The organism is Enterobacter sp. RIT637 (genome assembly GCF_019718755.1).
Taxonomy (GTDB): domain Bacteria; phylum Pseudomonadota; class Gammaproteobacteria; order Enterobacterales; family Enterobacteriaceae; genus Enterobacter.
Genome location: NZ_JAIHAZ010000023.1, coordinates 1 through 22,931, shown reverse-complemented (window position 1 = coordinate 22,931; position 22,931 = coordinate 1). Strand labels below are relative to the sequence as shown.

Genomic DNA, 22,931 nt, shown 5'->3' with positions numbered 1-22,931 from the left:
CCCTATGCGTTTGAAACCGTTAGTGACCGCGCTCTGTGCTGGCGCACTGCTCGCCGCAACACCGTTTGCGCAGGCAAAAGATCTGAAGTCCATCGGCGTGACGGTGGGCGACCTGGCCAACCCGTTCTTCGTGCAGATCACCAAAGGTGCCGAGCTGGAAGCGCGCAAGCTGGCTGGCGATAACGTCAAGGTGACGCTGGTTTCCAGCGGGTACGATCTGGGCCAGCAGGTGGCGCAGATCGACAACTTCATCGCCGCGAAGGTGGATATGATCATCCTCAACGCCGCGGATTCCAAAGGGATCGGCCCGGCGGTGAAGCGCGCTAAAGAGGCGGGGATCGTGGTCGTTGCGGTGGACGTGGCGGCTGAAGGCGCTGATGCCACCATCACCTCCGATAACACCCAGGCGGGCGAAATGGCCTGTAAGTACATTACCGACCGCCTGAAGGGCAAAGGCAATGTGGTGATCATCAACGGACCACCGGTCTCTGCGGTGCAAAACCGCGTGGAAGGTTGCCAGATGGAATTCAAAAAACATCCGGATATCAAGGTGCTCTCGGATAACCAAAACGCCAAGGGCAGTCGTGAAGGCGGTCTGGAAGTCATGACCTCCCTGCTGGCGGCCAATCCGAAGATCGACGGCGTGTTTGCGATTAACGATCCGACCGCGATCGGCGCCGATCTGGCCGCGAAGCAGGCTCAGCGCAACGAGTTCTTCATCGTCGGCGTGGATGGTTCCCCGGACGGTGAGGAAGCGCTGAAGCGCGAAAACTCGCTGTTTGTCGCGACCCCGGCGCAGGATCCGCAGGTGATGGCGGCAAAAGCGGTGGAGATCGGCTATGACATTCTACAGGGCAAACCTGCGCCGAAAGCGCCCGTGCTGATCCCGGTGACGATGATCGATAAAAAGAACGTCGGCACGTATAAGGGTTGGACGGTTAAGTAACCCCCTCACCCTGCCCTCTCCCCAAAGGGGAAAGGGTGTTCAAGTTCCCTCTCCCCTTTGGGGAGAGGGTTAGGGTGAGGGGTAAGGTTTTGCAAAAAACGCAGGAGTCCCCATGAAACGCTCCGACATCAATGAAATTCTCGGCCACACGCGACAGTTTTTTTCCATGCACGACGTGCATCTCCCGCCGTTTGCCAGCTTTCCGCCCACAAAATGGCAGCAGCTTGACCAGGCCGCATGGCAGGAGGTGTTCGACCTCAAGCTCGGCTGGGACGTGACGGCGTTCGGCGGCAACAGCTTTGCCGCACAGGGCCTGACGCTGTTTACCCTGCGCAACGGCTCGCCCAACGGCGTGCCGTATGAAAAGTGCTATGCCGAAAAAATTATGCACGTGCGCGACGGCCAGGTGACGCCGATGCATTTTCACTGGCGCAAGCGAGAAGACATCATCAACCGGGGCGGCGGGAATCTGATTATTGAGTTATGGAATGCGGGAGCGCATGAAGAGACGGAAAACACCGACGTGACGGTCACCGTCGACGGCTGCCGTCAGACCCACGCGCCCGGCAGCCAGCTGCGCCTCACACCAGGGGAAAGCATCTGTCTCACGCCCGGCCTGTACCACAGCTTCTGGGGCGAACGCGGCTTCGGCGACGTGCTGGTCGGGGAGGTGTCATCGGTAAACGACGACGAGCACGATAATCACTTTTTGCAGCCCGTTGCCCGCTATAACAACATCGAAGAAGACGAACCGGCGGTGCTGGTGCTGTGCAACGAGTACAACCTGTTTCGGATATAAGGAGTAAATGATGCCATTGATCTCGCTTGCCGACGGTCTTGAGCACGCCCGGAAACATCGCTACGCGCTGGGCGCGTTTAACGTGCTCGACTCCCACTTCCTGCGTGCGCTGTTCGCCGCCGCGAAGCAGGAACGCTCGCCGTTTATCATCAACATCGCCGAGGTGCATTTTAAGTACGTGTCCCTGGATTCGCTTGTCGAAGCGGTGAAGTTCGAAGCCGCCCGCCACGATATTCCCGTGGTGCTTAACCTCGACCACGGCCTGCATTTCGAGGCGGTGGTGCGCGCCCTGCGCTTAGGGTTCAGCTCGGTGATGTTCGACGGCTCGACGCTAAGCTACGAGGAAAACATCCGCCAGACGCGAGAGGTGGTGAAGATGTGCCACGCGGTAGGCGTGTCGGTGGAGGCGGAGCTGGGCGCGGTCGGCGGGGATGAAGGCGGCGCGCTGTACGGGCATGCCGATGAAGCCTTCTTTACCGACCCGCAGCTGGCGCGCGAATTTGTCGATTCAACCGGCATTGACGCGCTGGCGGTTGCCATCGGCAACGCGCACGGAAAATACAAGGGTGAGCCGAAACTCGATTTCCCCCGCCTGGACGCCATTCGCCAGCAGACGGGGCTGCCGCTGGTTTTACACGGCGGCTCCGGGATTAGCGATGCCGACTTCCGCCGTGCTATCGAGTTGGGCATTCATAAAATCAACTTCTATACCGGCATGTCGCAGGCCGCACTCGCGGCCGTTGAGCAGCGCATGGCAAACCGCCAGCCGCTGTACGATGAATTTGCCGAGCTGCTGTTGGGGATAGAAGAGGCAATTACGGATACGGTCGCCGAACAGATGCGCATCTTCGGCAGCGCGGGGCAGGCATAATGGAACGCAACGGCATCATCGCCGCAGGTAACATGCTGGTGGATCACGTCCACCAGATCGTGCAGTGGCCGGAGCGCGGCTGGCTGGCGGAAATCACACACAGCGAACGCTCAACCGGCGGCGCGCCGCTCAACGTGCTGCTGACGCTGGCCAAAATGCACGTTGGACTGCCGCTGCAGGCGGTGGGGCTGATTGGCGATGACGGCGACGGGGATTACATTCTGGCGATGCTCGACCAGTATCACGTCAACCGCCAGCGCGTGCAGCGCACCACCTTCGCACCTACCTCCATGTCGCAGGTGATGACCGATCCCAGCGGACAGCGCACCTTTTTCCACTCGCCGGGCGCCAACCGCCTGCTGGATCTTCCCGCCTTCGATCGCCTGGACGGATCGATGAAGATCTTCCATCTCGGCTACCTGCTGCTGCTCGACAGTCTGGATATGCCCGATGACGAATTTGGCACCCGCAGCGCGCGGCTGCTGGCGCAGATGCGCGACCAGGGGTATGAAACCTCGCTCGATCTGGTATCCCGCAAGGGCGACCCGCGCTATCAGCCGCTGGTGCTCCCTGCCCTTCGCCATCTGGATTATCTGGTGATTAACGAGCTGGAAGCCGGGGAATTTAGCGGGCTTGAGATGCGCGACGGCAGCGATAAGCTGAATATTGCCCATATCGCGGAAGCCGCCGCGCAGCTGCTGGCGGCAGGCGTTCGTCAGCGGGTGGTGATCCACTGCCCGGAAGGGGCATGGGGGGAAGCGCCGGGTGAGCAAGGCAGCTGGATCCCGTCGTGGATGCTGGAGCAGGAAGAGATCATCGGCAGCGTCGGCGCGGGCGATGCGTTTTGCGCGGGGTTTTTATACGGTTGCCATGAATCGCTGCCGCTCACCGAGAGCATTTATCTGGCGCACGCCTGCGCGCGGGCAAGCCTGCTGGCCGCCAACGCCATCGACGGCGCGAAAACGCTGGCCGAGCTGCAACTGTTTATCAAAGAGAATACCTAAGCCGCTTTCTCGTTATGAGACACATCGGTGGCAAAGACGTAGCCCAGCCCGCGTATGGTTTTAATCAGTGCGGGCTGATGCGGGTTGGCCTCGATTTTTCGCCGCAGGCGCATGATCAACACGTCAATCGTGCGGTCGAACACCTCGGTACTTTCGCTGTGGGTGAGTTCAAGCAGTTGCTCGCGGCTGAGTACCCGGCGGGCATTTTGCGTGAGCGCCAGCAGCAGGCCGTACTCGCCCTGGGTTAAGGGAACGGTGTTACGCTGCGGATCGCTCAGCTCGCAGCGGGTGGTATCCAGCGTCCAGCCGTTGAAAGCGACGCCCGCCGCACGCGGCGCGGGGGCCTCTGCAGCCAGCACGCCCGTCCGGCGCAGTACCGCTTTCACGCGGGCAACCACCACGCGCGGGTTAAACGGTTTGCCGATGTAATCGTCGGCTCCCATCTCCAGACCCACCACCACGTCTGATTCACTGCCCAGCCCCGTCAGCATGACCACCGGCAGTTCTGGCCGCAGCTTTTGCAACTGGAGTAAGACCTGCAGGCCGTTGATATCCGGCAGCATCATGTCCAGCAGCACGAGGGCGATAGTCGGTTCCTGATGCACCCGGTTCAGCGCGTCCTGTCCGTTATGGCAGACGAGCACGCTAAAGACGTGCTCGCTGAGCACATCCTGCAGCAATTCACACACTGCCGTATCGTCATCAACCACCAGAATCGCCGGTTTCATCGTATGCTTCCGTCAGGGGATTATGTTAAGTCTGAACCATTCTGCCGTTGGCTCCAGCCAAATTGTTTTTTACGTGACGGAATTTCAACCCATGTCACATCCGCTGCCTTTTCGACACGTCAATTTTGACGATTGCCTGTTTTTCGTCAGGGTTTTGCGCGCATATCAGCCGTACAGTCTGGAGATACCCACATTAAAAACATGGCATAGAAGCTGCATAGTGGGTGCGAAAGATTCGATTAACTGGAGCAGACTGATGAAAAAAGTCGTCACGGTTTGCCCTTATTGTGCCTCAGGTTGCAAGATCCACCTGGTGGTCGATAACGGCAAAATCGTCCGGGCAGAGGCCGCACAGGGGAAAACCAATCAGGGCACGCTGTGCCTGAAAGGTTACTACGGCTGGGATTTTATTAACGACACCCAAATCCTCACTCCGCGCCTGAAAACCCCTATGATCCGCCGCGAGCGCGGCGGCAAGCTGGAAGCCGTTACCTGGAGCGAGGCGCTGGATTACGTCGCCGCGCGCCTCAGCGCTATCAAGGCCAAGTATGGCCCGGATGCGATTCAGACCACCGGCTCTTCACGCGGAACGGGGAATGAAACCAACTATGTGATGCAAAAATTCGCGCGCGCCGTTATTGGAACCAATAACGTCGACTGCTGCGCTCGCGTCTGACACGGCCCATCGGTTGCAGGTCTGCACCAGTCGGTCGGTAACGGCGCAATGAGTAATGCCATCAACGAGATAGATAACACCGATCTCGTCTTCATCTTTGGTTATAACCCGGCGGATTCGCACCCTATCGTCGCGAACCACGTTATTCGCGCCAGGCAGAACGGGGCGAAAATCATCGTCTGCGATCCGCGTAAAATTGAAACCGCGCGCATTGCGGATATGCACATCGCGTTAAAAAACGGCTCGAACATCGCGCTGCTGAACGCAATGGGGCACGTCATTATTGAGGAGAATCTGTACGACCAGGCGTTTGTCGCGACCCGTACGGAAGGCTTTGAAGAGTATCGGAAAATTGTCGAAGGCTATACGCCAGAGTCGGTGGAAACCATTACTGGCGTGAGCGCGCAGGAGATCCGCCAGGCGGCACGGATGTATGCCGGGGCGAAAACCGCCGCCATCCTGTGGGGCATGGGCGTGACTCAGTTCTACCAGGGCGTGGAAACGGTGCGTTCCCTGACAAGCCTCGCGATGCTGACGGGCAATCTGGGCAAGGCACACGTTGGCGTCAACCCGGTGCGCGGTCAGAATAACGTCCAGGGTGCCTGCGATATGGGCGCGCTGCCGGATACCTATCCGGGCTATCAGTACGTCAAGTTCCCGGAAAACCGCGCCAAGTTCGCCAAAGCCTGGGGCGTGGAAAGCCTGCCGGAACACACCGGATATCGCATCAGCGAGCTGCCGCACCGCGCGGCGCACGGCGAAGTGCGTGCGGCCTATATCATGGGTGAAGATCCGCTCCAGACCGACGCCGAGCTGTCTGCGGTGCGCAAAGGGTTTGAGGATCTGGAGCTGGTAATTGTTCAGGATATCTTCATGACCAAAACCGCGGCGGCGGCGGATGTGATTCTACCGTCGACCTCCTGGGGCGAGCATGAAGGCGTCTACACGGCGGCGGACCGCGGATTCCAGCGCTTCTTTAAGGCGGTCGAGCCGAAGTGGGATCTGAAAACGGACTGGCAGATCATCAGCGAAATCGCCACCCGCATGGGCTACCCGATGCACTACAACAACACCCAGGAGATCTGGGACGAGTTGCGCAGTCTGTGTCCGGACTTCTACGGGGCAACCTATGAAAAAATGGGTGAGCTGGGGTACATCCAGTGGCCGTGCCGCGATGAGTCCGAAGCCGACCAGGGAACGTCGTATCTCTTCAAAGAGAAATTCGACACCCCGAACGGGCTGGCGCAGTTCTTCACCTGCGACTGGGTCGCGCCGATCGATAAGCTCACCGATGAGTATCCGATGGTGCTCTCCACCGTGCGTGAAGTTGGCCACTACTCCTGTCGTTCGATGACCGGCAACTGCGCCGCGCTGGCGGCGCTGGCGGACGAACCGGGCTATGCGCAAATCAACACCGCCGACGCGGAGCGTCTTGGTATTGAGGACGAAGCGCTGGTGTGGGTGAATTCGCGCAAAGGGCGGATCATCACCCGCGCGCAGGTCAGCGATCGTCCGAACAAAGGGGCGGTCTATATGACCTACCAGTGGTGGATTGGCGCCTGTAACGAACTGGTGACGGAAAACTTAAGTCCGATAACCAAAACGCCGGAGTATAAATACTGCGCCGTGCGCGTGGAGCCGATTGCGGATCAACACGCGGCGGAACAGTATGTGATCGACGAATATAACAAGCTGAAAGCCCGACTGCGCGAAAGCGCAATGGGTTGAAACCGTTAATTCATCATTGAATAAAGGGAGTGATATATTCACTCCCTTTTTATTTCTGCTTAAGCCATAAAATACATCAATTATTATTCTGGAAAGCGGCTCGCAGAAATAATGTAATTTTCGCAAAAAAGAATTACATCTTTGCATTTTAATTCAGGGGGATAAGATGTGCGGCGGGTGCTTAAGACTTTCTGTCTTGAGCATTGTTGAGGGACAGAAAGTGGAAAGCCCCGGGAAATTTTCATTCACCCGAGGCTACCCCTCAACTACCCAACAGGTTGAGAGTAGCCTCTTATTCTTTTGTAAGCAAGGAGTAAAAGGCATGACGCCATTAAAAACTGCGTTAGGTATTGTCTTTATTATATGCCTGACGATAGTGATTTTTACCTTTATTACTCGCGGTAAGTTATGCGAGTTTTCAATAAAGAGTGAACATCAGGAGGTGGCGGCTAAATTAGCTGCAACGCAGGCTAACCTCTACGGGCGGAACAACCGTTCCGCCCGGCTTGTAGGATGCTGAGGTCTTAATGCACCCATTTTTTTCTTCTGTCGCCGCGATTATACTGCGCGGCATGTACCCAGATGATAAGAACTCATGAAACCTATTTTTCTGTTGTTATTACTTTTTACATCGCTTGTCTTTGCCGATGAGATTGGCAGCCAGTACAAGGAACAGGCTGAAGCGGGTGACGCCCGCGCGCAGTATTATCTTGCTGATACGTACTTCAGTTCCGGTGACAGCAAGCAGGCAGCACTGTGGGCCGAGAAAGCCGCTAAAGGCGGCGACGTCGACGCCATGGGGCTGCTCTCGCAAATCCTCTTTACCCAGGGCAATTATGCGCAAGCTAAAGCACTGGCACAGCAGGCAACTATCGCGGGCAGCAAACGCGGCGCAATCATGCTGGCGCGCGTGCTGGTGAACACCCAGGCGGGGAAAACTGACTATCCGCAGGCGATCAAGCTGCTGCAAACGGCTACCGAGGATATCGACAACGACTCCGCGGTTGATGCGCAGCTGCTGCTGGGGCTGATTTATGCCAACGGCGTTGAAGTGGTGCAGGACGACGCTCAGGCAGCAGCGTGGTTTAAGCGCAGCTCGTCTCTGTCACGTACGGGCTACGCAGAATACTGGGCTGGGATGCTGTTCCAGCAGGGCGAGAAAGGGTTTATCACGCCTAATAAACAGAAAGCGCTTTACTGGTTGAACCTGAGTTGTACGGAAGGGTTTGATACGGGATGTGAAGAGTTTGATGCGTTAAGCGGAGAATAAAGTGCCGGGTGGCGGCTTCGCCTTACCCGGCCTACAAAACCCGTAGGCCCGGTAAGCGCAGCGCCACCGGGCTTAGGATGTTACTGGTCAGCCGTCTTATCAAAACGACCCAGCACCTCGCGTTCATACGCCAGCGCTTTTTTACGGTCGAATTTGTGCTCCCACTTGGCGATAACCAGCACCGCCAGGGCATTACCCACCACGTTCAGCGCGGTACGCGCCATGTCGAGGATACGGTCCACACCGGCGATAAACGCCAGACCTTCCAGCGGGATCCCGACGCTGCCAAGCGTTGCCAGCAGCACCACGAAGGAGACGCCCGGAACGCCTGCAATACCTTTGGACGTCACCATCAGTGTCAGCACCAGCACGATCTCCTGCCACAGCGACAGATCAATGCCGTACAGCTGCGCAATAAAGATAGCGGCGATACTCTGGTACAGCGTTGAGCCGTCCAGGTTAAAGGAGTAACCGGTCGGTACCACGAAGCTGGTAATAGAGGCAGGCGCGCCGTAGGCTTCCATCTTCTCAATGATACGCGGCAGCACGCTCTCAGAGCTTGCCGTGGAGTACGCCAGAATCAGCTCATCCTTCAGGATACGGATCAGGATCCAGATGCTCAGCCCGCACAGGCGCGCCACAATACCCAGCACCACCAGCGCGAAGAACAGGATGGCGAAGTGCACCAGGATCACCAGCTTCGCCAGCGGCCACAGGGAGGCAAAACCGAAGTTCGCCACGGTGACGGCAATAAGCGCAAACACCCCAACCGGCGCGTAACGCATCACCATGTGGGTCACTTTAAACATGGTTTCGGAGATAGAGCGGAACACGGTGACCAGCGGCTCACGGTGCGTCGCCGGCAGGGAAGAAAGCCCCAGACCAAACAGCACCGAGAAGAAGATGATTGGCAGCATCTCGCCCTTCGCCATTGATGCCACGATGTTGGTCGGCACCAGCGAAAGAATAGTGCCCATCAGGCCATGCGCGTGGCTCTGCACGTCAGCGGTGGTGCTTTGGTATTTCGAAATATCCACCGTGGCCAGCTGCGACATATCGATCCCGGAACCCGGCTGGAACACGTTCGCCAGCGTGATACCGAGGATAATCGCAACCGTAGTGATCACTTCGAAATAGAGAATGGTTTTTGCACCAATACGGCCTAACTGCTTCGCATCGCCGACGCCCGCAATACCGACCACCAGCGTCGAGATCACAATCGGCACCACAATCATCTTAATCAGATGAATAAAGATATCCCCTGCCGGTGAAAGCAGGTTCGCAATCAGCCATTCGCGGCTGTCGCTGTGATAGTGCAGGTAACTGCCCAGCAGGATGCCCAGCACAAGGGCGATTAAGATCTGCCAGGCAAGGCTGACTTTAACGTTTTTCATAGAAACTGACTTCCTCAATGAAGCGCCCTATTCACAAAAACTGCATGAATATGGGGACATACTGAAAGGGTATGAATTGTGTTGCGTTGGTTTATGGGATTTTTTAACGCGGCGTATGAGTATCATTTGCGCGGCCTGTTGCGCAAGCCTTAAAGAACGACGCATTTCACTCGAAAAAGCGGGGATGACGGGAGTTTATCCTAATTCTAATAAATAACCTTTTGTTATAAAAACGCTTTTTTAAACATAAATGTGAATAATCGTTCGCGTAAATTATTTCCCTTCAAAGTTTCATTCGCTCATTTTTCAGCCTATTCAAACAATGCGTGATCTGCCGCCCAAATACTAAACAAAGCTTGTAAAGCCCCTACAATTAACGTTTTTGCGACATATTATTAACATCTTACACGGAGAAAAAAAGCCATGAGCCAAATCCATAAACACGACATTCCCGCAAACATTGCGGACCGTTGCCTGATAAACCCGGAGCAGTACCACGAGAAGTATCAGCAATCCATCTCCAGCCCTGACCTCTTCTGGGGTGAGCAGGGCCATATCCTTGACTGGATCAAACCTTATCAGAAGGTGAAGAACACCTCCTTTGCACCGGGTAACGTCTCCATTAAATGGTATGAAGACGGCACGCTGAACCTGGCGGCGAACTGCCTTGACCGCCACCTCGCCGAGCGCGGCAACGAAACGGCCATTATCTGGGAAGGCGATGACGCCTCGCAGAGTAAACATATCACCTATAACGAACTCCATCGTGATGTCTGCCGCTTCGCCAACGTGCTGCTGGAACAGGGTATTAAAAAAGGCGACGTGGTTGCTATTTATATGCCGATGGTGCCGGAAGCGGCAGTTGCCATGCTCGCCTGCGCGCGTATCGGTGCGATTCACTCGGTGATTTTCGGTGGGTTCTCGCCAGAAGCGGTTGCCGGTCGTATTGTCGACTCAAGTTCAAAACTGGTGATCACGGCCGATGAAGGCGTGCGCGCCGGTCGCGGTATCCCCCTGAAGAAAAACGTCGACGAAGCGCTGAAAAACCCCAATGTGAAAACCATCAGCAACGTCATCGTCCTTAAGCGTACCGGCGGCAAGATCGACTGGAACGAAGGGCGCGACCTGTGGTGGAGCGACCTGATTGAAAAAGCGAGCGACCAGCATCAGCCGGAAGAGATGAACGCAGAAGATCCGCTGTTCATTCTTTATACCTCCGGCTCCACCGGTAAGCCGAAAGGCGTGCTGCACACCACCGGCGGCTATCTGGTTTATGCGGCCACCACCTTCAAATACGTCTTCGACTATCATCCGGGCGACATCTACTGGTGCACCGCCGACGTGGGCTGGGTCACCGGACACAGCTACCTGCTGTACGGCCCGCTGGCCTGCGGTGCGACGACGCTGATGTTTGAAGGTGTACCAAACTGGCCGACCCCGGCGCGCATGTGTCAGGTGGTCGACAAGCACCAGGTCAACATTCTCTACACCGCGCCAACGGCGATCCGCGCGCTAATGGCAGAAGGCGACAAGGCCATCGAGGGCACCGACCGCTCATCATTGCGCATCCTCGGTTCCGTGGGTGAGCCCATTAACCCGGAAGCCTGGGAGTGGTACTGGAAGAAAATCGGCAACGAGAAATGCCCGGTGATGGACACCTGGTGGCAGACCGAAACCGGCGGCTTCATGATCACCCCGATGCCGGGCGCTACCCAACTGAAGGCCGGTTCTGCAACCCGTCCGTTCTTCGGCGTGCAGCCTGCGCTGGTGGATAACGAAGGCAACCCGCAGGAAGGAGCCACCGAAGGCAACCTGGTGATCGTCGACTCCTGGCCGGGTCAGGCGCGCACGCTGTTTGGCGACCACGAGCGCTTCGAGCAGACCTACTTCTCGACCTTTAAAAACATGTACTTCAGCGGCGACGGCGCGCGTCGTGATGAAGACGGCTATTACTGGATCACCGGACGCGTTGACGACGTGCTGAACGTTTCCGGCCACCGTCTCGGCACTGCGGAGATTGAGTCCGCGCTGGTGTCTCATCCGAAAATTGCCGAGGCGGCGGTTGTGGGTATTCCGCACAACATTAAAGGCCAGGCGATTTACGCCTACGTCACCCTGAACCACGGCGAAGAGCCGTCGCCAGAGCTGTATACCGAGGTGCGCAACTGGGTGCGTAAAGAGATTGGCCCGCTGGCGACGCCGGACGTGCTGCACTGGACCGACTCGCTGCCGAAAACCCGCTCCGGGAAAATTATGCGCCGTATCTTGCGCAAAATCGCCGCAGGGGACACCAGCAACCTCGGTGATACCTCAACGCTCGCGGATCCTGGCGTGGTGGACAAACTGCTCGAAGAGAAGCAGGCCATCGCAATGCCTTCATAATTTTTTCTCCCTCTCCCACAGGGAGAGGGCCGGGGTGAGGGCATCAGACCGCACCTTCCTCCCCTCACCCTCTCCCCATAGGGGAGAGGGGATAAAAACAAACCAACCTTACCTCTGGAGACTCTGTGATGAATAACGATATTTGTCAGCAGATAGAAAATAGTGCGCACTACAGGGAGCTCGTCGATAAGCGGCAACGGTTTGCCTTCATCCTTTCCATCATCATGCTGGTTATTTACGTCGGCTTTATTCTGCTCATCGCCTTCGCCCCGCACTGGCTGGGTACCCCGCTGCACGCGGGTACCAGCGTGACGCGCGGTATTCCGATCGGCATCGGCGTGATTGTCATTTCGTTTGTGCTGACCGGCGTGTACGTCTGGCGTGCGAACGGTGAATTCGATCGTCTTAATAAAGCGGTTCTGCATGAGGTAAAAGCATCATGAAGCGAGTCCTGACGGCGCTTGCCGCCACACTTCCCTTTGCTGCCCACGCGGCAGATGCCATTACCGGCGAGGTCCAGCGTCAGCCAACCAACTGGCAGGCGATTGTGATGTTCCTGATTTTCGTCCTGTTGACGCTGTATATCACCTACTGGGCGTCAAAACGCGTGCGGTCCCGTAACGATTACTACACCGCAGGCGGTAACATTACCGGCTTCCAGAACGGGCTGGCGATTGCAGGTGACTTTATGTCTGCCGCCTCGTTCCTCGGGATCTCCGCGCTGGTCTATACCTCCGGCTATGACGGTCTGATCTACTCCCTCGGCTTCCTCGTTGGCTGGCCGATCATTCTGTTCCTGATTGCCGAACGCTTGCGTAACCTGGGACGCTACACCTTCGCTGACGTGGCATCCTACCGCCTGAAGCAGGGGCCAATTCGTACTCTCTCCGCCTGCGGCTCGCTGGTGGTGGTGGCGCTGTATCTGATCGCCCAGATGGTGGGCGCAGGCAAGCTTATCGAACTGCTGTTCGGCCTGAACTACCACGTCGCGGTGGTGCTGGTCGGCGTGCTGATGGTGATGTACGTCCTGTTCGGCGGCATGCTGGCGACCACCTGGGTGCAGATCATCAAAGCCGTCCTGCTGCTGTTCGGCGCCAGCTTTATGGCCTTTATGGTGATGAAGCACGTCGGCTTCAGCTTCAATAACCTGTTTACCGAAGCGATGGCGGTCCACCCGAAAGGGGAAGCGATCATGAGCCCGGGCGGGCTGGTGAAAGATCCGATATCCGCGCTCTCACTCGGTCTCGGCCTGATGTTCGGCACCGCGGGTCTGCCGCATATTCTGATGCGCTTCTTTACCGTGAGCGATGCACGTGAAGCACGTAAAAGCGTCTTCTATGCCACCGGCTTTATGGGTTACTTCTACATTCTGACCTTTATCATCGGCTTTGGCGCGATCATGCTGGTGGGGGCGAACCCGGCGTTTAAAGACGCGGCGGGCGCGTTGATTGGCGGTAACAACATGGCGGCGGTGCACCTGGCCGACGCGGTAGGCGGTAACCTGTTCCTCGGCTTTATCTCCGCCGTGGCCTTCGCCACCATTCTGGCGGTAGTTGCAGGGCTGACGCTGGCAGGCGCGTCTGCGGTGTCGCATGACCTCTACGCCAACGTCATCCGCAAAGGCGCGAGCGAGCGCGACGAGCTGAAGGTCTCGAAAATCACCGTGCTGGTGCTGGGCGTCGTGGCGATTCTGTTAGGCATTCTGTTCGAGAAGCAGAACATCGCCTTTATGGTGGGGCTAGCCTTCTCGATTGCGGCAAGCTGTAACTTCCCGATCATCCTGCTCTCCATGTACTGGTCGAAACTGACCACCCGTGGGGCGATGATTGGCGGCTGGCTGGGTCTGCTGACGGCGGTGATCCTGATGGTTCTCGGCCCAACTATCTGGGTGCAGATCCTCGGTCACGCAAGCGCCATCTTCCCGTATGAATACCCGGCGCTGTTCTCTATCGCCGTGGCGTTTATCGGTATCTGGTTCTTCTCGGCCACCGACAATTCGCCGGAGGGTAACCTGGAGCGTGAGAAATTCCGCGCCCAGTTTATCCGCTCACAAACCGGTCTCGGCGTCGAGCAGGGCCGCGCGCACTAAGCCTTTCTCCCCGGTCATTCTGGCCGGGGAGCTTAAAACATCACCCACGCCACCAGCGGCGCAATCAGCACCATCACCACGCCCGAAAGCATCATCACCAGGCTCGCGACCACGCCCTCCTGCTGACCCAGCTCATACGAACGTGCAGTGCCCGCGCCGTGCGACGCCGCACCGAACCCAGCCCCTTTCGCCATGCCTTCGCGAATGGAAAGCCGCAGGAACAGCACATCGCCCACCGCCATACCAAACACACCCGTCACCACCACAAACAGCGCCACCAGATCCGGCTGCCCGCCGAGCGGTTTGGCGGCCGCCAGCGCAAACGGCGTGGTCACCGAGCGCACGGCGAGGCTGCGCTGAATTTCATCGGACAGGGTAAACAGGCGCGCCAGCCAGACGGAGCTGCACACCGCCACTACCGTGGCGGTAATTACGCCCGCGCTAAGCGACATCCAGTGACGTTTGATAATGGCGAGGTTGTCGTAAACCGGTACGGCGAACGCGATAGTCGCCGGACCGAGCAGCCACAGCAGCCAGTGGGATTCACCAATGTAGTTCTGCCAGGAGATATGGCCGAAGACCAGCATCAGCACCAGCAGGATCGGCGTAAAGACCAGCGGCATCAGCGGCAGGGCGTGAAAGCGGCGATACAGCCGCTTGTTGGCAAAGTAGATAATTAGCGTGGCAACCAGGCACAACACGCTAATCTGAAAGTTAGTCATGTTTATGCCTGCTGATTTCAAAGCGATACACTTTATCCACCACCCAGGCGGTCGCCCCCAGCACCATCAGCGTGCTTAACGCGATGACCGCAAAGATGCGCCAGCCGTCCACCATCAGCAGCTGCGCGTAATTCACTACCGCGACCACGGCAGGGACAAAAAACAGCAGCATCTCCGCCAGCAGCCAGCGCGCGCCGGCGCGCACCCAGTTCAGGGGGATCACGCGGCAGAGAATAAGCGTCAGCATCAGCAGCATCCCGACAAGATTGGCAGGCAGCGGCAGGTGCAGCCAGCCGACGAGATATTCCGCGAAAACAAAGAGTCCCGCATAGAGCAGTACCTGAACCGGTACCTGGAGTCGTTGCACAACGGCAGGCGTAACACGGCTTAACGCCACGGCCATGGAGGGTTTCCTCAAAAATGAGACGAGGCGCCAGTATAGAGACCGCACGGTGTGGACAGAAATGAATTAAAATCATCGAAGGTATAGTTTCGAGGAATAATCATGGACATAAGAACGCTGCGCTATTTTGTCGAAGTGGTTCGCCAGCAAAGCTTTACCCGCGCAGCGGAGAAATTGTTCGTTACCCAGCCCACCATCAGCAAGATGCTGAAAAACCTCGAAGATGAACTCAACTGTACCCTGCTGATCCGCGACGGGCGCAAGCTGTTGCTGACCGACACCGGACGCGTGGTGTTCGAGCGCGGGCTGGCGATTCTGGCAGAGTTCCGCCAGCTGGAGGCGGAGCTGGACGACATTAACCACCTGACGAAAGGGGTGCTTCGCCTCGGCATTCCGCCAATGGTGGGGATGATGATGGCCGGGCCAATTAGCCTGTTCCGCCAGCGTTATCCCGGCGTTGAGCTTAAGATTTCGGAGTTTGGTGGGTTAACCGTCCAGCAGGCGGTCACCAACGGCGATCTGGACGTGGCGATGACAGCCCTTCCCGTTGAGGAAGAGAGCGGTCTGGCGACGCTGCCGCTCTTTAGCCACCCGCTGTGCGTGCTGGTGCCCCGCTCCGGTGAATGGCTGAAGATAGACTCGGTGAAGCCCGAGTTGCTCGGCGAGCACCCTCTGCTGATTTACAACGAAGATTTCGCCCTCAGCCGCCAGCTGATGGCACTGTTTAATCAACACAGCGTCAAGCCGCGCATAGCGGTGCGCAGCGGCCAGTGGGATTTCCTGGCGGCGATGGTTCAGGCGGGGGTGGGGATTGCCATTCTGCCGCAGCCTATCTGCGAGCGTCTGGATAAAAACACCCTGCGCTGGATCCCGCTGGAGAGCGACCTGCACTGGCAGTTGGGAATGATCTGGCGTGAAGGGGTGTATTTGTCTCACAGCGCGCAGGCGTGGCTGCAGTGTTGTGAGGGGTTTTGGGTGCGGTCTGAATAGTGCCGGGTGGCGGCTTCGCCTTACCCGGCCTACGGTTCGAAGGTAGGCCCGGTAAGCGCAGCGCCACCGGGCAAAAACAGCGCTACTGATTCTCTATCAACAGCGCTTCCAGCAGGTCCAGATCGTGCAGCAGCTTTTGCAGCGTTTCGTTGCTGATCTGCCGCGTGGCGCGCAGATGGTACAGCTCGGCACGCTCGGAGCGCAGCGCCGCCAGGCGGAACCGGCGTTCAAGGTTCTCCTCCTGCAGCGAGCTTTCCACGTCGTTACGCCCGTCCGCGCGGCGGCGCAGGTTACCAATCACGCGGGAACTCACTTCCGTCAGCAGTTGATTATCGATGTTCTCTTCCGCATCCGCGGCCAGACGTTCTTCCATTTTCTGGATGGCGACAATTGCCACTTCGGCAGTCGCCGCCCGGGCAATACGCTCCTCTTTATGCTGCTGGGTCGAATCACCGGCATCAATATGCTGAAGTAAAATCGGCAGCATAATCACGCCGACAAACAGGGAGAACAGAATCACGCCCGCCGCCAGGAAGACCAGCTCGTAACGCGCCGGGAAGACGTCGCCCGTAGGCAGCAGCAGCGGAATGGAGAGCACACCGGCAAGGGTGATTGCCCCGCGCACGCCCGCAAACGAGGCAATCAGCAGCTCGCGCGTTGACCACGAACCGAACTCCATCGGCTTTTTGGTCAGGAAGCGCACGCTGAATTTTTTCATCGTCCACAGCCAGCCAAAGCGCACCAGCATCAGCGCGATGTAGATCAGCACGATATCGGTGAACAGCAGCCAGGTTTCAACGTTCGGATCGGCCTCAGCCGCCACCAGCGAGGTCTCCAGAATGCCGGGCAGCTGCAGGCCCAACAGCAGGAATACCATGCCGTTAAACACGAATTCGAGCATCGCCCAGGTGCTGTTGGCGCGCAGGCGCATCGCCAGCGGCGCGCGGCGCATCACGCCGGAGCGGGTGATGGTCATCCCTGCCGCTACTGCCGCCAGAATGCCCGACACGCCGATGTGTTCAGCAATCAGGTAGGAAGCAAACGGCAGCAGGAACAGCAGAACGATTTGCGTTGCAGGCTCATCACCGCCCCAGCGGCTGAGGAAGCGCAAGGAGCGACCGTACAGCCAGCTCACCACGAAGCCAGCCAGAATGCCGCCAATCGCCACCTTAAAGAATTCCAGGGTCGCGCCGCCGACGGTGAAGACCATGGTGCCCATGGCCACCGCCACGGCAAATTTCAGCGCGACCAGGCCGGAGGCGTCGTTCATCAGCGCCTCGCCCTGCAAAATGCCCATGATTTTCTTCGGAATACGGCCTTCGCCCACAATGCCGGAAAGCGCCACGGCATCGGTTGGCGACAGCACGGCGGCCAGCGCAAAAGCCGGTATTAACGGAATGCCCGGCACCATCCAGTAGATCAGGAAACCAATCCCGACCACGGTAACGACCACCAGCGCCAGCGCCAGACCGAAGATCTCGCGACCGTGCTCAAGAAATTCGCGCGTGGGGGTTTTCCAGCCATCGGCAAACAGCAGCGGCGGGATAAACAGCACGAGGAACAGTTCCGGGTCGAACTCAACGTGCAGGCCAAACGTCGGCCACGCCAGCAGCGCACCGATGGCAATTTGCATTAATGGCAGGGGAATTTGAAAGGGCAGTACGCGTGTAACCACCCCGGATAGCGAGACCACAAGGGTCATGATGAGTATTGTGAAGAAGATTTCCATGCGTTCCCTGTTTGCTGTGTTGCTTCTAAGCCAAACCTAAGGCGTCGTGCCTCTTATTCTATCTTCTCCAGAGTAACGCAAAAGGCAACGGGATGAGTCCTGAAAATAAAAACGGGCGGCCTGAGCCACCCGTTTTCGCATAAATGGACAACTTAGATTGCCCAGCCGCCCGCGTAGAACGCCACCAGTGCGATAGCGATAACAACGGTGCCGATGTTCAGCTTGCGCCATTCACCGGAAACCAGACGACCAATCACCAGCGACGCGAAGCCGATCATAATGCCGGTCACGATGTTGCAGGTCAGCACGATAAAGACCGCGGTGATCAGGCCGGACATCGCGTCCACGAAGTCCGCAAAATCGATTTTCGCCACGTTGCTCAGCATCAGCAGGCCGACGTACATCAGCGCTGGCGCGGTCGCATACGCCGGAACCAGATAAGAGAGCGGAGAGAGGAACAGGATCAGCAGGAACAGCACGCCAACGGTGATCGCCGTCAGGCCGGTTTTGCCGCCTGCAGCCGTACCCGCTGCGGACTCGATGTATACCGCCGCAGGCGCTGCGCCCACCAGACCAGAGAAAACGCTGCTCAGGGAGTCGGTCGTCAGCGCTTTGCCGCCGTCGATAATCTGGCCGTCTTTATCCAGCAGGTTTGCCTGACCGGCCACCGCGCGGATGGTACCGGTCGCGTCAAACACGGCGGTCATCACCAGCGCCAGCACGCTTGGCAGGATCACCGGGTTCAGCGCGCCGACAATATCCAGGCTGCCAATCAGGGAGTTGCCTTTGTCATCGCTCAGGGACGGCATGGCGAAGATACCGGAGAAGTGCACGGTCGGGTCGAAGATCAGGCCAACAATAGAAATGCCGATAATGGTCAGCAGAATACCGCCCGGCACTTTCAGTTTTTCCAGACCGATAATCACCGCCAGACCAATCAGGGACATGATCACCGGGAAGCTGGCGAAGTGACCCAGCGCAACCGGCAGGCCGTCCAGCGGGTTCTTGATGACCAGGCCCACGCCGTTCGCGGCGATCAGCAGCAGAAACAGGCCGATACCGATACCCGTACCGTGCGCCACGCCCTGCGGCAGGTTGCGCAAAATCCAGCTACGGATGCCGGTGGCGGAAATCACGGTAAACAGCACGCCCATCAGGAACACGGCACCGAGCGCAACGGGCACGCTGATGTGCTGACCCAGCACCAGGCTGAACGCGGTAAACGCGGTCAGCGAGATGGCGCAGCCGATTGCCAGCGGCAGGTTCGCCCACAGGCCCATCACGATAGAGCCAACACCGGCCACGAGACAGGTGGCAACAAAGACAGCCGCAGGCGGGAAGCCCGCTTTGCCCAGCATGCCCGGTACAACGATGACGGAGTACACCATCGCCAGAAACGTCGTCAGACCCGCAACGACTTCCTGACGCACGGTGCTGCCGCGAGCAGAAATTTTAAAGATGGCGTCAAGCGAACCGCCGGTACGCGCAGATGGCGTAGACATAGAAAACATCCCCTGAGAGTTTTTATAGAACGTCCATAAGCGTGGTGGAGACGCCACTGCCAGCTATAACGTCAAATCCATGTCTTGCGTTTGCGACAAAAGGGGCGTCACAAAAAAAGCAAACGTTTAGCTCCGCGCTTACGAAACGGGTGGTCAAATTAAGGCAAACGATTATCTAGCCTAATCCCCGCCCTTTTCAACTGAACTTTCTCGTTTTTCGCTAAAATTCCCTTATGACGATGAAGAAATAAACAGACGATGCGCAAACGTTATCGTCTATGCGCAATTTAGTTACATTTCACCCTTCGCCTGGAATAGTGAGCGGCCCGCCCTGTTCCAGGGTTTTTTGCCAGCCAGGCCGGTTTTCGACCTTTTTCTTCCACGCATGGGTATGCGGGAGATTTTCGACGCCGCCGCGCGCCAGCAGGGCAAAGACCGGGAAACTCATCTGAATATCGGCCATGCTGAGCGTGTCACCGGCAAACCAACTGTTTTCTGAAAGGTGCGATTCGATATAACGCGCATGGGTTTCCAGCTGGCGGTTGAGGTAAGCCTTTTGCACTCCCTGCCCCAGCGCTTTCCCCAGCGTGCGCATCCCAAACGGCACGGGCGGTTTGCCCAGGCTGTTAAAAACCAGCTTCATTAGCAGCAGCGGCATAAGTGAACCTTCTGCGTAGTGCAGCCAGAAACGATATTGCACCTTGTGTGCAGGATCCCGCGGTTTAAGGTGTGATTCTGCATCGTAGGTTTCCTGGAGATACTCCAGAATGGCGCCGGACTCGGCAAGGATCAGTCCGTTGTCTTCAATGACCGGTGATTTGCCCAGCGGATGCACTTTTTTGAGAGACTCAGGCGCCAGCATGCTTTTTTCACGCTGGTAATGAACGATCTCATAAGGCAGGGCAAGTTCTTCCAGCGCCCAGATCACGCGGTGCGAGCGTGACTGGTTCAGGTGATGTACCGTGAGCATGATTGTCTCCTGTAATTCATACTTTCTAACTATAGAAAATCGAACAACATCGCGAAAAAATTTTGGCTAAAAAGAAACCCACTGCGCTGGCGAAAATCGGGGTCTTGCATAGAATTAAAGTGTCAGCACAAACCGGAACCTCCCCAACTTGCTCGACATGAGGGGTGCTGATGTCGGGGGAAACCCTCCCGTGAACCAGCGGGATAGAGAGAAAGACAAAGACCGGGAAAAACTAAAGCGCCCTTTGTGGCGCTTTAGTTCTTTATTATGCTTTTTGCCGGGTGACGCTTTGCTTACCCGGCCTACGTTCTCGGTTTTGTAGGCTGGGTAAGGCGCAGCCGCCACCCGGCAAACCGGCCGCACAGACTCAATCCTCTTCCAGCAGCCGCGCCCCCGTTCCCTGCTCGCCCAGCCTGTCGCCGGGGTTACGCAACGGGCAGTCGCTGCGAGATAAACACCCACAGCCAATACAGCCATCCAGTTCGTCACGCAGCGCGACCAGTGTATGAATGCGTCTGTCCAGCTCTTCACGCCACTGGGACGACAGCTCTTTCCACTCTTTCGGGCTAAGCGTGTGTCCTTCCGGCAGCACGCCAAACGCATCGCCGATGGTGGCCAGGGGGATTCCGATTCGTTGCGCAATTTTGATAATCGCCACATAGCGGAGCACGTCGCGGGTGTAACGCCGCTGGTTTCCGGCATTACGGATACTCTTAATTAACCCTTTGCTTTCATAGAAGTGGAGCGCCGACACCGCAACGCCGCTACGCTTTGCCACTTCACCGGGGGTTAAGAGTGCTTTAATTCGCGGCAATCTCTTTTCCATAAAACCTCTTTACCTCAAGTTAACTTGAGGAATTATACTCCCCCGCAGAGAAAACGACGAATCCACCAGGACAGATGTATCTACAGAGGGGCAACCTTATGTCGCATCAGCAAATTATTCAGACGCTTATTGAATGGATTGATGAACATATCGACCAACCGTTGAACATTGATGTGGTCGCGAAAAAATCGGGCTATTCGAAATGGTATTTACAGAGAATGTTCCGCACCGTCATGCATCAGACGCTGGGTGAGTACATTCGCCAGCGCAGACTGCTGCTGGCGGCGCAGGCGCTGCGCTCTACGCAGCGGCCTATTTTTGATATCGCGATGGATCTGGGCTATGTGTCGCAACAAACGTTTTCCCGCGTGTTTCGCCGCGAGTTTGACCGCACGCCGAGTGATTACCGCCACCAGTTGAATTAATGTGTATCAGTGCAAAGGTTGCTGCTGCCAGGCCATAAATTCCTGGGGCGGCATCGCTTTCGCGAAATGCCATCCCTGACAGTACTGCACGCCGCGCTTCAACAGCCAGCTGACCTGCTCTGCCGTTTCCACACCTTCCGCGATGGTTTTAAGACGCAAACTTTGCGCCATCTCGATGATGTGCTCGGCAATCAGGTGGCTGGTGCTGTTGGTGGTTAAGGTATCGATAAAGGATTTATCGATTTTCAGAATATCCACGTTCAGCGAGTAGAGGTTGTGCAGATTCGAGTAACCGGTCCCGAAATCATCGATGGCCACCTCATAGCCCGCCTGACGGAAAGCCTGAATAACGGGCGTGGTTTTAGGAACATCGATAAACCCGCGTTCCGTCACTTCAATCTTTATCTGCTGGGCGCGCACGGCATAGTGTCTGGCCTTGTCTGAGATCATCGCGATCAGGCGCGATGAGTGGAAATCAGTCGCCGACAGGTTGATGGAAATATAGAGATCGGGATGCGTCGCCAGGAAATGCCCCAGATCGCTGAAGACTTCTTCGACGACGTAATCCGTAATACGTTCGCTCATGCCCTCTTTTTCCGCCAGCGGGATAAATTCCACCGGGCTCATCACCTGTCCGTTAAAGCCTGGCCAGCGCAGTAACGCTTCTGCCCCCACGCATCGATTATTTTTAATATCAATAATTGGCTGATAATGGACGCGAAGCTGGCGCTTATTCAGCGCACGATGCAGCAAGCGCCCTGGAGAGTTGAGTTCACGGTGGGTACGTGACCACACCAGCAGAATAATAATGCTGCAGATCATCCCCAGCGGCAGCGTCAGCGTGGCCTGATGATAAAGCGTTTCATAAAAGCGTGTATTCGATGTGGAAACGATGGCCGCGATAGGACGTTTATCGGATTTAACGATGGTATAAAAACGGTCATCTTTTTGAAATGTCGATTCCTTATCCCGGATTAGCGCATTCAATAATGTAATATTGGCCTGCTGGCTGACGGAAAAGAATGCATTAGTTACCGTGTCGTACACCCCCCACGACAGAGAATGATCGGCTGACATCACTTCACTGTAAGAAAGCGGATTGACCACCACAACATAATTACCGCGCTGCATATATGTCATTTTATAGCCAGTAAAAAATGGCGTATCGCGATAATAATAGATGGCAATGTCGGGTTTACGTTTGTAATTGGCGACTGGAATCAGATAGGGCTGATCCGGGGTAAAAGCGGTTGAACAGAGAAAACGTTGGCCTTCTGCATAAATTAAATCCGCGACGAAAAGACGACCACGAACCACATTCAACATATATTGCCGATGCTCAGGTGTACACAGTTTACCCTGATATTTCTCAGCGCCGTCGCGTGCTAAATCAACCTGTTGAATGACAAGCTCTGTTTTGTCTAACGCCAGTCCAGCAAATGTGCGCAGTTGGGCGCTTGTTTCGGACACGGCTCTG

20 protein-coding genes and 1 pseudogene are annotated in these 22,931 nt (G+C 56.9%); 12 read left to right on the top strand and 9 right to left on the bottom strand.

Annotated features, from left to right (window positions below):
* The first annotated feature begins 4 nt into the window (after positions 1 to 4).
* From K5E19_RS21720 to K5E19_RS21705, 4 genes are all read left to right on the top strand, one after another.
* Positions 5 to 946, top strand: coding sequence for an ABC transporter substrate-binding protein (locus K5E19_RS21720; RefSeq protein WP_221553040.1), 942 nt, complete (start codon positions 5 to 7; stop codon positions 944 to 946).
* Positions 947 to 1,058: 112 nt separating this feature from the next.
* Entirely contained in the window at positions 1,059 to 1,745 is a 687-nt protein-coding gene (locus tag K5E19_RS21715; protein ID WP_221553039.1) for a D-lyxose/D-mannose family sugar isomerase, read from the top strand.
* Positions 1,746 to 1,755: 10 nt separating this feature from the next.
* The gene (locus tag K5E19_RS21710) at positions 1,756 to 2,616 is read left to right on the top strand and encodes a ketose 1,6-bisphosphate aldolase (protein ID WP_042719153.1); all 861 of its coding nucleotides are present in this window, start codon (positions 1,756 to 1,758) and stop codon (positions 2,614 to 2,616) included.
* Complete coding sequence (locus tag K5E19_RS21705; protein WP_221553038.1) at positions 2,616 to 3,620, top strand: carbohydrate kinase family protein; 1,005 nt, start codon at positions 2,616 to 2,618, stop codon at positions 3,618 to 3,620. Before K5E19_RS21710 ends, K5E19_RS21705 begins: the two co-directional genes overlap by 1 nt.
* Here the strand turns inward: K5E19_RS21705 and K5E19_RS21700 are convergent.
* A complete protein-coding gene (locus K5E19_RS21700) occupies positions 3,617 to 4,348 on the bottom strand; it encodes a response regulator (protein WP_221553037.1) in 732 nt (243 codons plus the stop codon). The genes K5E19_RS21705 and K5E19_RS21700 overlap by 4 nt on opposite strands.
* A gap of 256 nt (positions 4,349 to 4,604) precedes the next feature.
* Here K5E19_RS21700 and fdhF point away from each other — a divergent pair, with 256 nt between their 5' ends.
* From fdhF to K5E19_RS21685, 3 genes and pseudogenes are all read left to right on the top strand, one after another.
* Positions 4,605 to 6,752: a formate dehydrogenase subunit alpha gene (fdhF, locus tag K5E19_RS21695; RefSeq protein WP_221553035.1), complete on the top strand. Its 2,148-nt coding sequence runs from the start codon at positions 4,605 to 4,607 to the stop codon at positions 6,750 to 6,752.
* Positions 6,753 to 7,074: 322 nt separating this feature from the next.
* Positions 7,075 to 7,212: pseudogene (locus K5E19_RS21690) on the top strand (Hok/Gef family protein); the annotation flags it as partial.
* Positions 7,213 to 7,347: 135 nt separating this feature from the next.
* Positions 7,348 to 8,022 (top strand): tetratricopeptide repeat protein, encoded by a 675-nt coding sequence (locus tag K5E19_RS21685; RefSeq protein ID WP_221553032.1) that lies wholly within the window; start codon positions 7,348 to 7,350, stop codon positions 8,020 to 8,022.
* Between the two features lie 80 nt (positions 8,023 to 8,102).
* On the opposite strand, the gene gltP is transcribed toward K5E19_RS21685, so the two are convergent.
* A complete protein-coding gene (gene gltP, locus K5E19_RS21680; RefSeq protein WP_089598629.1) occupies positions 8,103 to 9,416 on the bottom strand; it encodes a glutamate/aspartate:proton symporter GltP in 1,314 nt (437 codons plus the stop codon).
* 423 nt (positions 9,417 to 9,839) lie between these two features.
* Between gltP and acs the strand changes: the two genes are divergently transcribed.
* The 3 genes from acs to actP all read left to right on the top strand — a co-directional run bounded on the left by acs (position 9,840) and on the right by actP (position 13,887).
* Entirely contained in the window at positions 9,840 to 11,798 is a 1,959-nt protein-coding gene (acs, locus tag K5E19_RS21675; protein ID WP_221553030.1) for an acetate--CoA ligase, read from the top strand.
* A gap of 128 nt (positions 11,799 to 11,926) precedes the next feature.
* Positions 11,927 to 12,241, top strand: a complete 315-nt coding sequence (locus tag K5E19_RS21670; protein ID WP_221553029.1) for a DUF485 domain-containing protein — start codon at positions 11,927 to 11,929, stop codon at positions 12,239 to 12,241.
* The gene (gene actP, locus K5E19_RS21665) at positions 12,238 to 13,887 is read left to right on the top strand and encodes a cation/acetate symporter ActP (RefSeq protein WP_063624406.1); all 1,650 of its coding nucleotides are present in this window, start codon (positions 12,238 to 12,240) and stop codon (positions 13,885 to 13,887) included. Before K5E19_RS21670 ends, actP begins: the two co-directional genes overlap by 4 nt.
* A 32-nt stretch (positions 13,888 to 13,919) precedes the next feature.
* Here actP and K5E19_RS21660 read toward each other — a convergent pair whose 3' ends face one another.
* Both K5E19_RS21660 and K5E19_RS21655 read right to left on the bottom strand, forming a co-directional pair.
* The gene (locus tag K5E19_RS21660; protein WP_108418085.1) at positions 13,920 to 14,609 is read right to left on the bottom strand and encodes an LrgB family protein; all 690 of its coding nucleotides are present in this window, start codon (positions 14,607 to 14,609) and stop codon (positions 13,920 to 13,922) included.
* Positions 14,602 to 15,012 (bottom strand): CidA/LrgA family protein, encoded by a 411-nt coding sequence (locus tag K5E19_RS21655; protein ID WP_021242769.1) that lies wholly within the window; start codon positions 15,010 to 15,012, stop codon positions 14,602 to 14,604. The genes K5E19_RS21660 and K5E19_RS21655 overlap by 8 nt, the downstream gene beginning before the upstream one ends.
* Positions 15,013 to 15,114: 102 nt before the next feature.
* On the opposite strand from K5E19_RS21655, the gene K5E19_RS21650 reads away from it, so the two are divergent.
* Positions 15,115 to 16,002 (top strand): LysR family transcriptional regulator, encoded by an 888-nt coding sequence (locus K5E19_RS21650; protein WP_221553028.1) that lies wholly within the window; start codon positions 15,115 to 15,117, stop codon positions 16,000 to 16,002.
* 82 nt (positions 16,003 to 16,084) lie between these two features.
* On the opposite strand, the gene K5E19_RS21645 is transcribed toward K5E19_RS21650, so the two are convergent.
* From K5E19_RS21645 to soxR, 4 genes are all read right to left on the bottom strand, one after another.
* On the bottom strand, positions 16,085 to 17,731 hold the full coding sequence (locus K5E19_RS21645) for a Na+/H+ antiporter (RefSeq protein WP_221553027.1): 1,647 nt from the start codon (positions 17,729 to 17,731) through the stop codon (positions 16,085 to 16,087).
* 152 nt (positions 17,732 to 17,883) lie between these two features.
* Positions 17,884 to 19,233 carry a guanine/hypoxanthine transporter GhxP gene (ghxP, locus tag K5E19_RS21640; protein ID WP_221553026.1) on the bottom strand — a complete coding sequence of 450 codons (1,350 nt, stop codon included), beginning with the start codon at positions 19,231 to 19,233 and terminating at the stop codon, positions 17,884 to 17,886.
* 298 nt (positions 19,234 to 19,531) lie between these two features.
* Positions 19,532 to 20,203, bottom strand: a complete 672-nt coding sequence (locus K5E19_RS21635) for a glutathione S-transferase family protein (protein ID WP_221553025.1) — start codon at positions 20,201 to 20,203, stop codon at positions 19,532 to 19,534.
* 367 nt (positions 20,204 to 20,570) lie between these two features.
* Positions 20,571 to 21,029 (bottom strand): redox-sensitive transcriptional activator SoxR, encoded by a 459-nt coding sequence (gene soxR, locus K5E19_RS21630; RefSeq protein WP_126546120.1) that lies wholly within the window; start codon positions 21,027 to 21,029, stop codon positions 20,571 to 20,573.
* A gap of 98 nt (positions 21,030 to 21,127) precedes the next feature.
* Between soxR and soxS the strand changes: the two genes are divergently transcribed.
* Positions 21,128 to 21,454: a superoxide response transcriptional regulator SoxS gene (gene soxS, locus K5E19_RS21625; protein ID WP_013095071.1), complete on the top strand. Its 327-nt coding sequence runs from the start codon at positions 21,128 to 21,130 to the stop codon at positions 21,452 to 21,454.
* A gap of 6 nt (positions 21,455 to 21,460) precedes the next feature.
* Here the strand turns inward: soxS and K5E19_RS21620 are convergent.
* Positions 21,461 to 22,931, bottom strand: a 1,471-nt coding sequence (locus K5E19_RS21620; RefSeq protein ID WP_221553024.1) for an EAL domain-containing protein, incomplete at its 5' end; no start/stop codon positions are given.

Bases quoted from the DNA above. Each gene is read 5' to 3' on its own strand.
- K5E19_RS21720 (WP_221553040.1), top strand. From the start codon at position 5: ATGCGTTTGAAACCGTTAGTGACCGCGCTCTGTGCTGGCGCACTGCTC.
- K5E19_RS21715 (WP_221553039.1), top strand. From the start codon at position 1,059: ATGAAACGCTCCGACATCAATGAAATTCTCGGCCACACGCGACAGTTT.
- K5E19_RS21710 (WP_042719153.1), top strand. From the start codon at position 1,756: ATGCCATTGATCTCGCTTGCCGACGGTCTTGAGCACGCCCGGAAACAT.
- K5E19_RS21705 (WP_221553038.1), top strand. From the start codon at position 2,616: ATGGAACGCAACGGCATCATCGCCGCAGGTAACATGCTGGTGGATCAC.
- K5E19_RS21700 (WP_221553037.1), bottom strand. From the start codon at position 4,348: ATGAAACCGGCGATTCTGGTGGTTGATGACGATACGGCAGTGTGTGAA.
- K5E19_RS21685 (WP_221553032.1), top strand. From the start codon at position 7,348: ATGAAACCTATTTTTCTGTTGTTATTACTTTTTACATCGCTTGTCTTT.
- gltP (WP_089598629.1), bottom strand. From the start codon at position 9,416: ATGAAAAACGTTAAAGTCAGCCTTGCCTGGCAGATCTTAATCGCCCTT.
- acs (WP_221553030.1), top strand. From the start codon at position 9,840: ATGAGCCAAATCCATAAACACGACATTCCCGCAAACATTGCGGACCGT.
- K5E19_RS21670 (WP_221553029.1), top strand. From the start codon at position 11,927: ATGAATAACGATATTTGTCAGCAGATAGAAAATAGTGCGCACTACAGG.
- actP (WP_063624406.1), top strand. From the start codon at position 12,238: ATGAAGCGAGTCCTGACGGCGCTTGCCGCCACACTTCCCTTTGCTGCC.
- K5E19_RS21660 (WP_108418085.1), bottom strand. From the start codon at position 14,609: ATGACTAACTTTCAGATTAGCGTGTTGTGCCTGGTTGCCACGCTAATT.
- K5E19_RS21655 (WP_021242769.1), bottom strand. From the start codon at position 15,012: ATGGCCGTGGCGTTAAGCCGTGTTACGCCTGCCGTTGTGCAACGACTC.
- K5E19_RS21650 (WP_221553028.1), top strand. From the start codon at position 15,115: ATGGACATAAGAACGCTGCGCTATTTTGTCGAAGTGGTTCGCCAGCAA.
- K5E19_RS21645 (WP_221553027.1), bottom strand. From the start codon at position 17,731: ATGGAAATCTTCTTCACAATACTCATCATGACCCTTGTGGTCTCGCTA.
- ghxP (WP_221553026.1), bottom strand. From the start codon at position 19,233: ATGTCTACGCCATCTGCGCGTACCGGCGGTTCGCTTGACGCCATCTTT.
- K5E19_RS21635 (WP_221553025.1), bottom strand. From the start codon at position 20,203: ATGCTCACGGTACATCACCTGAACCAGTCACGCTCGCACCGCGTGATC.
- soxR (WP_126546120.1), bottom strand. From the start codon at position 21,029: ATGGAAAAGAGATTGCCGCGAATTAAAGCACTCTTAACCCCCGGTGAA.
- soxS (WP_013095071.1), top strand. From the start codon at position 21,128: ATGTCGCATCAGCAAATTATTCAGACGCTTATTGAATGGATTGATGAA.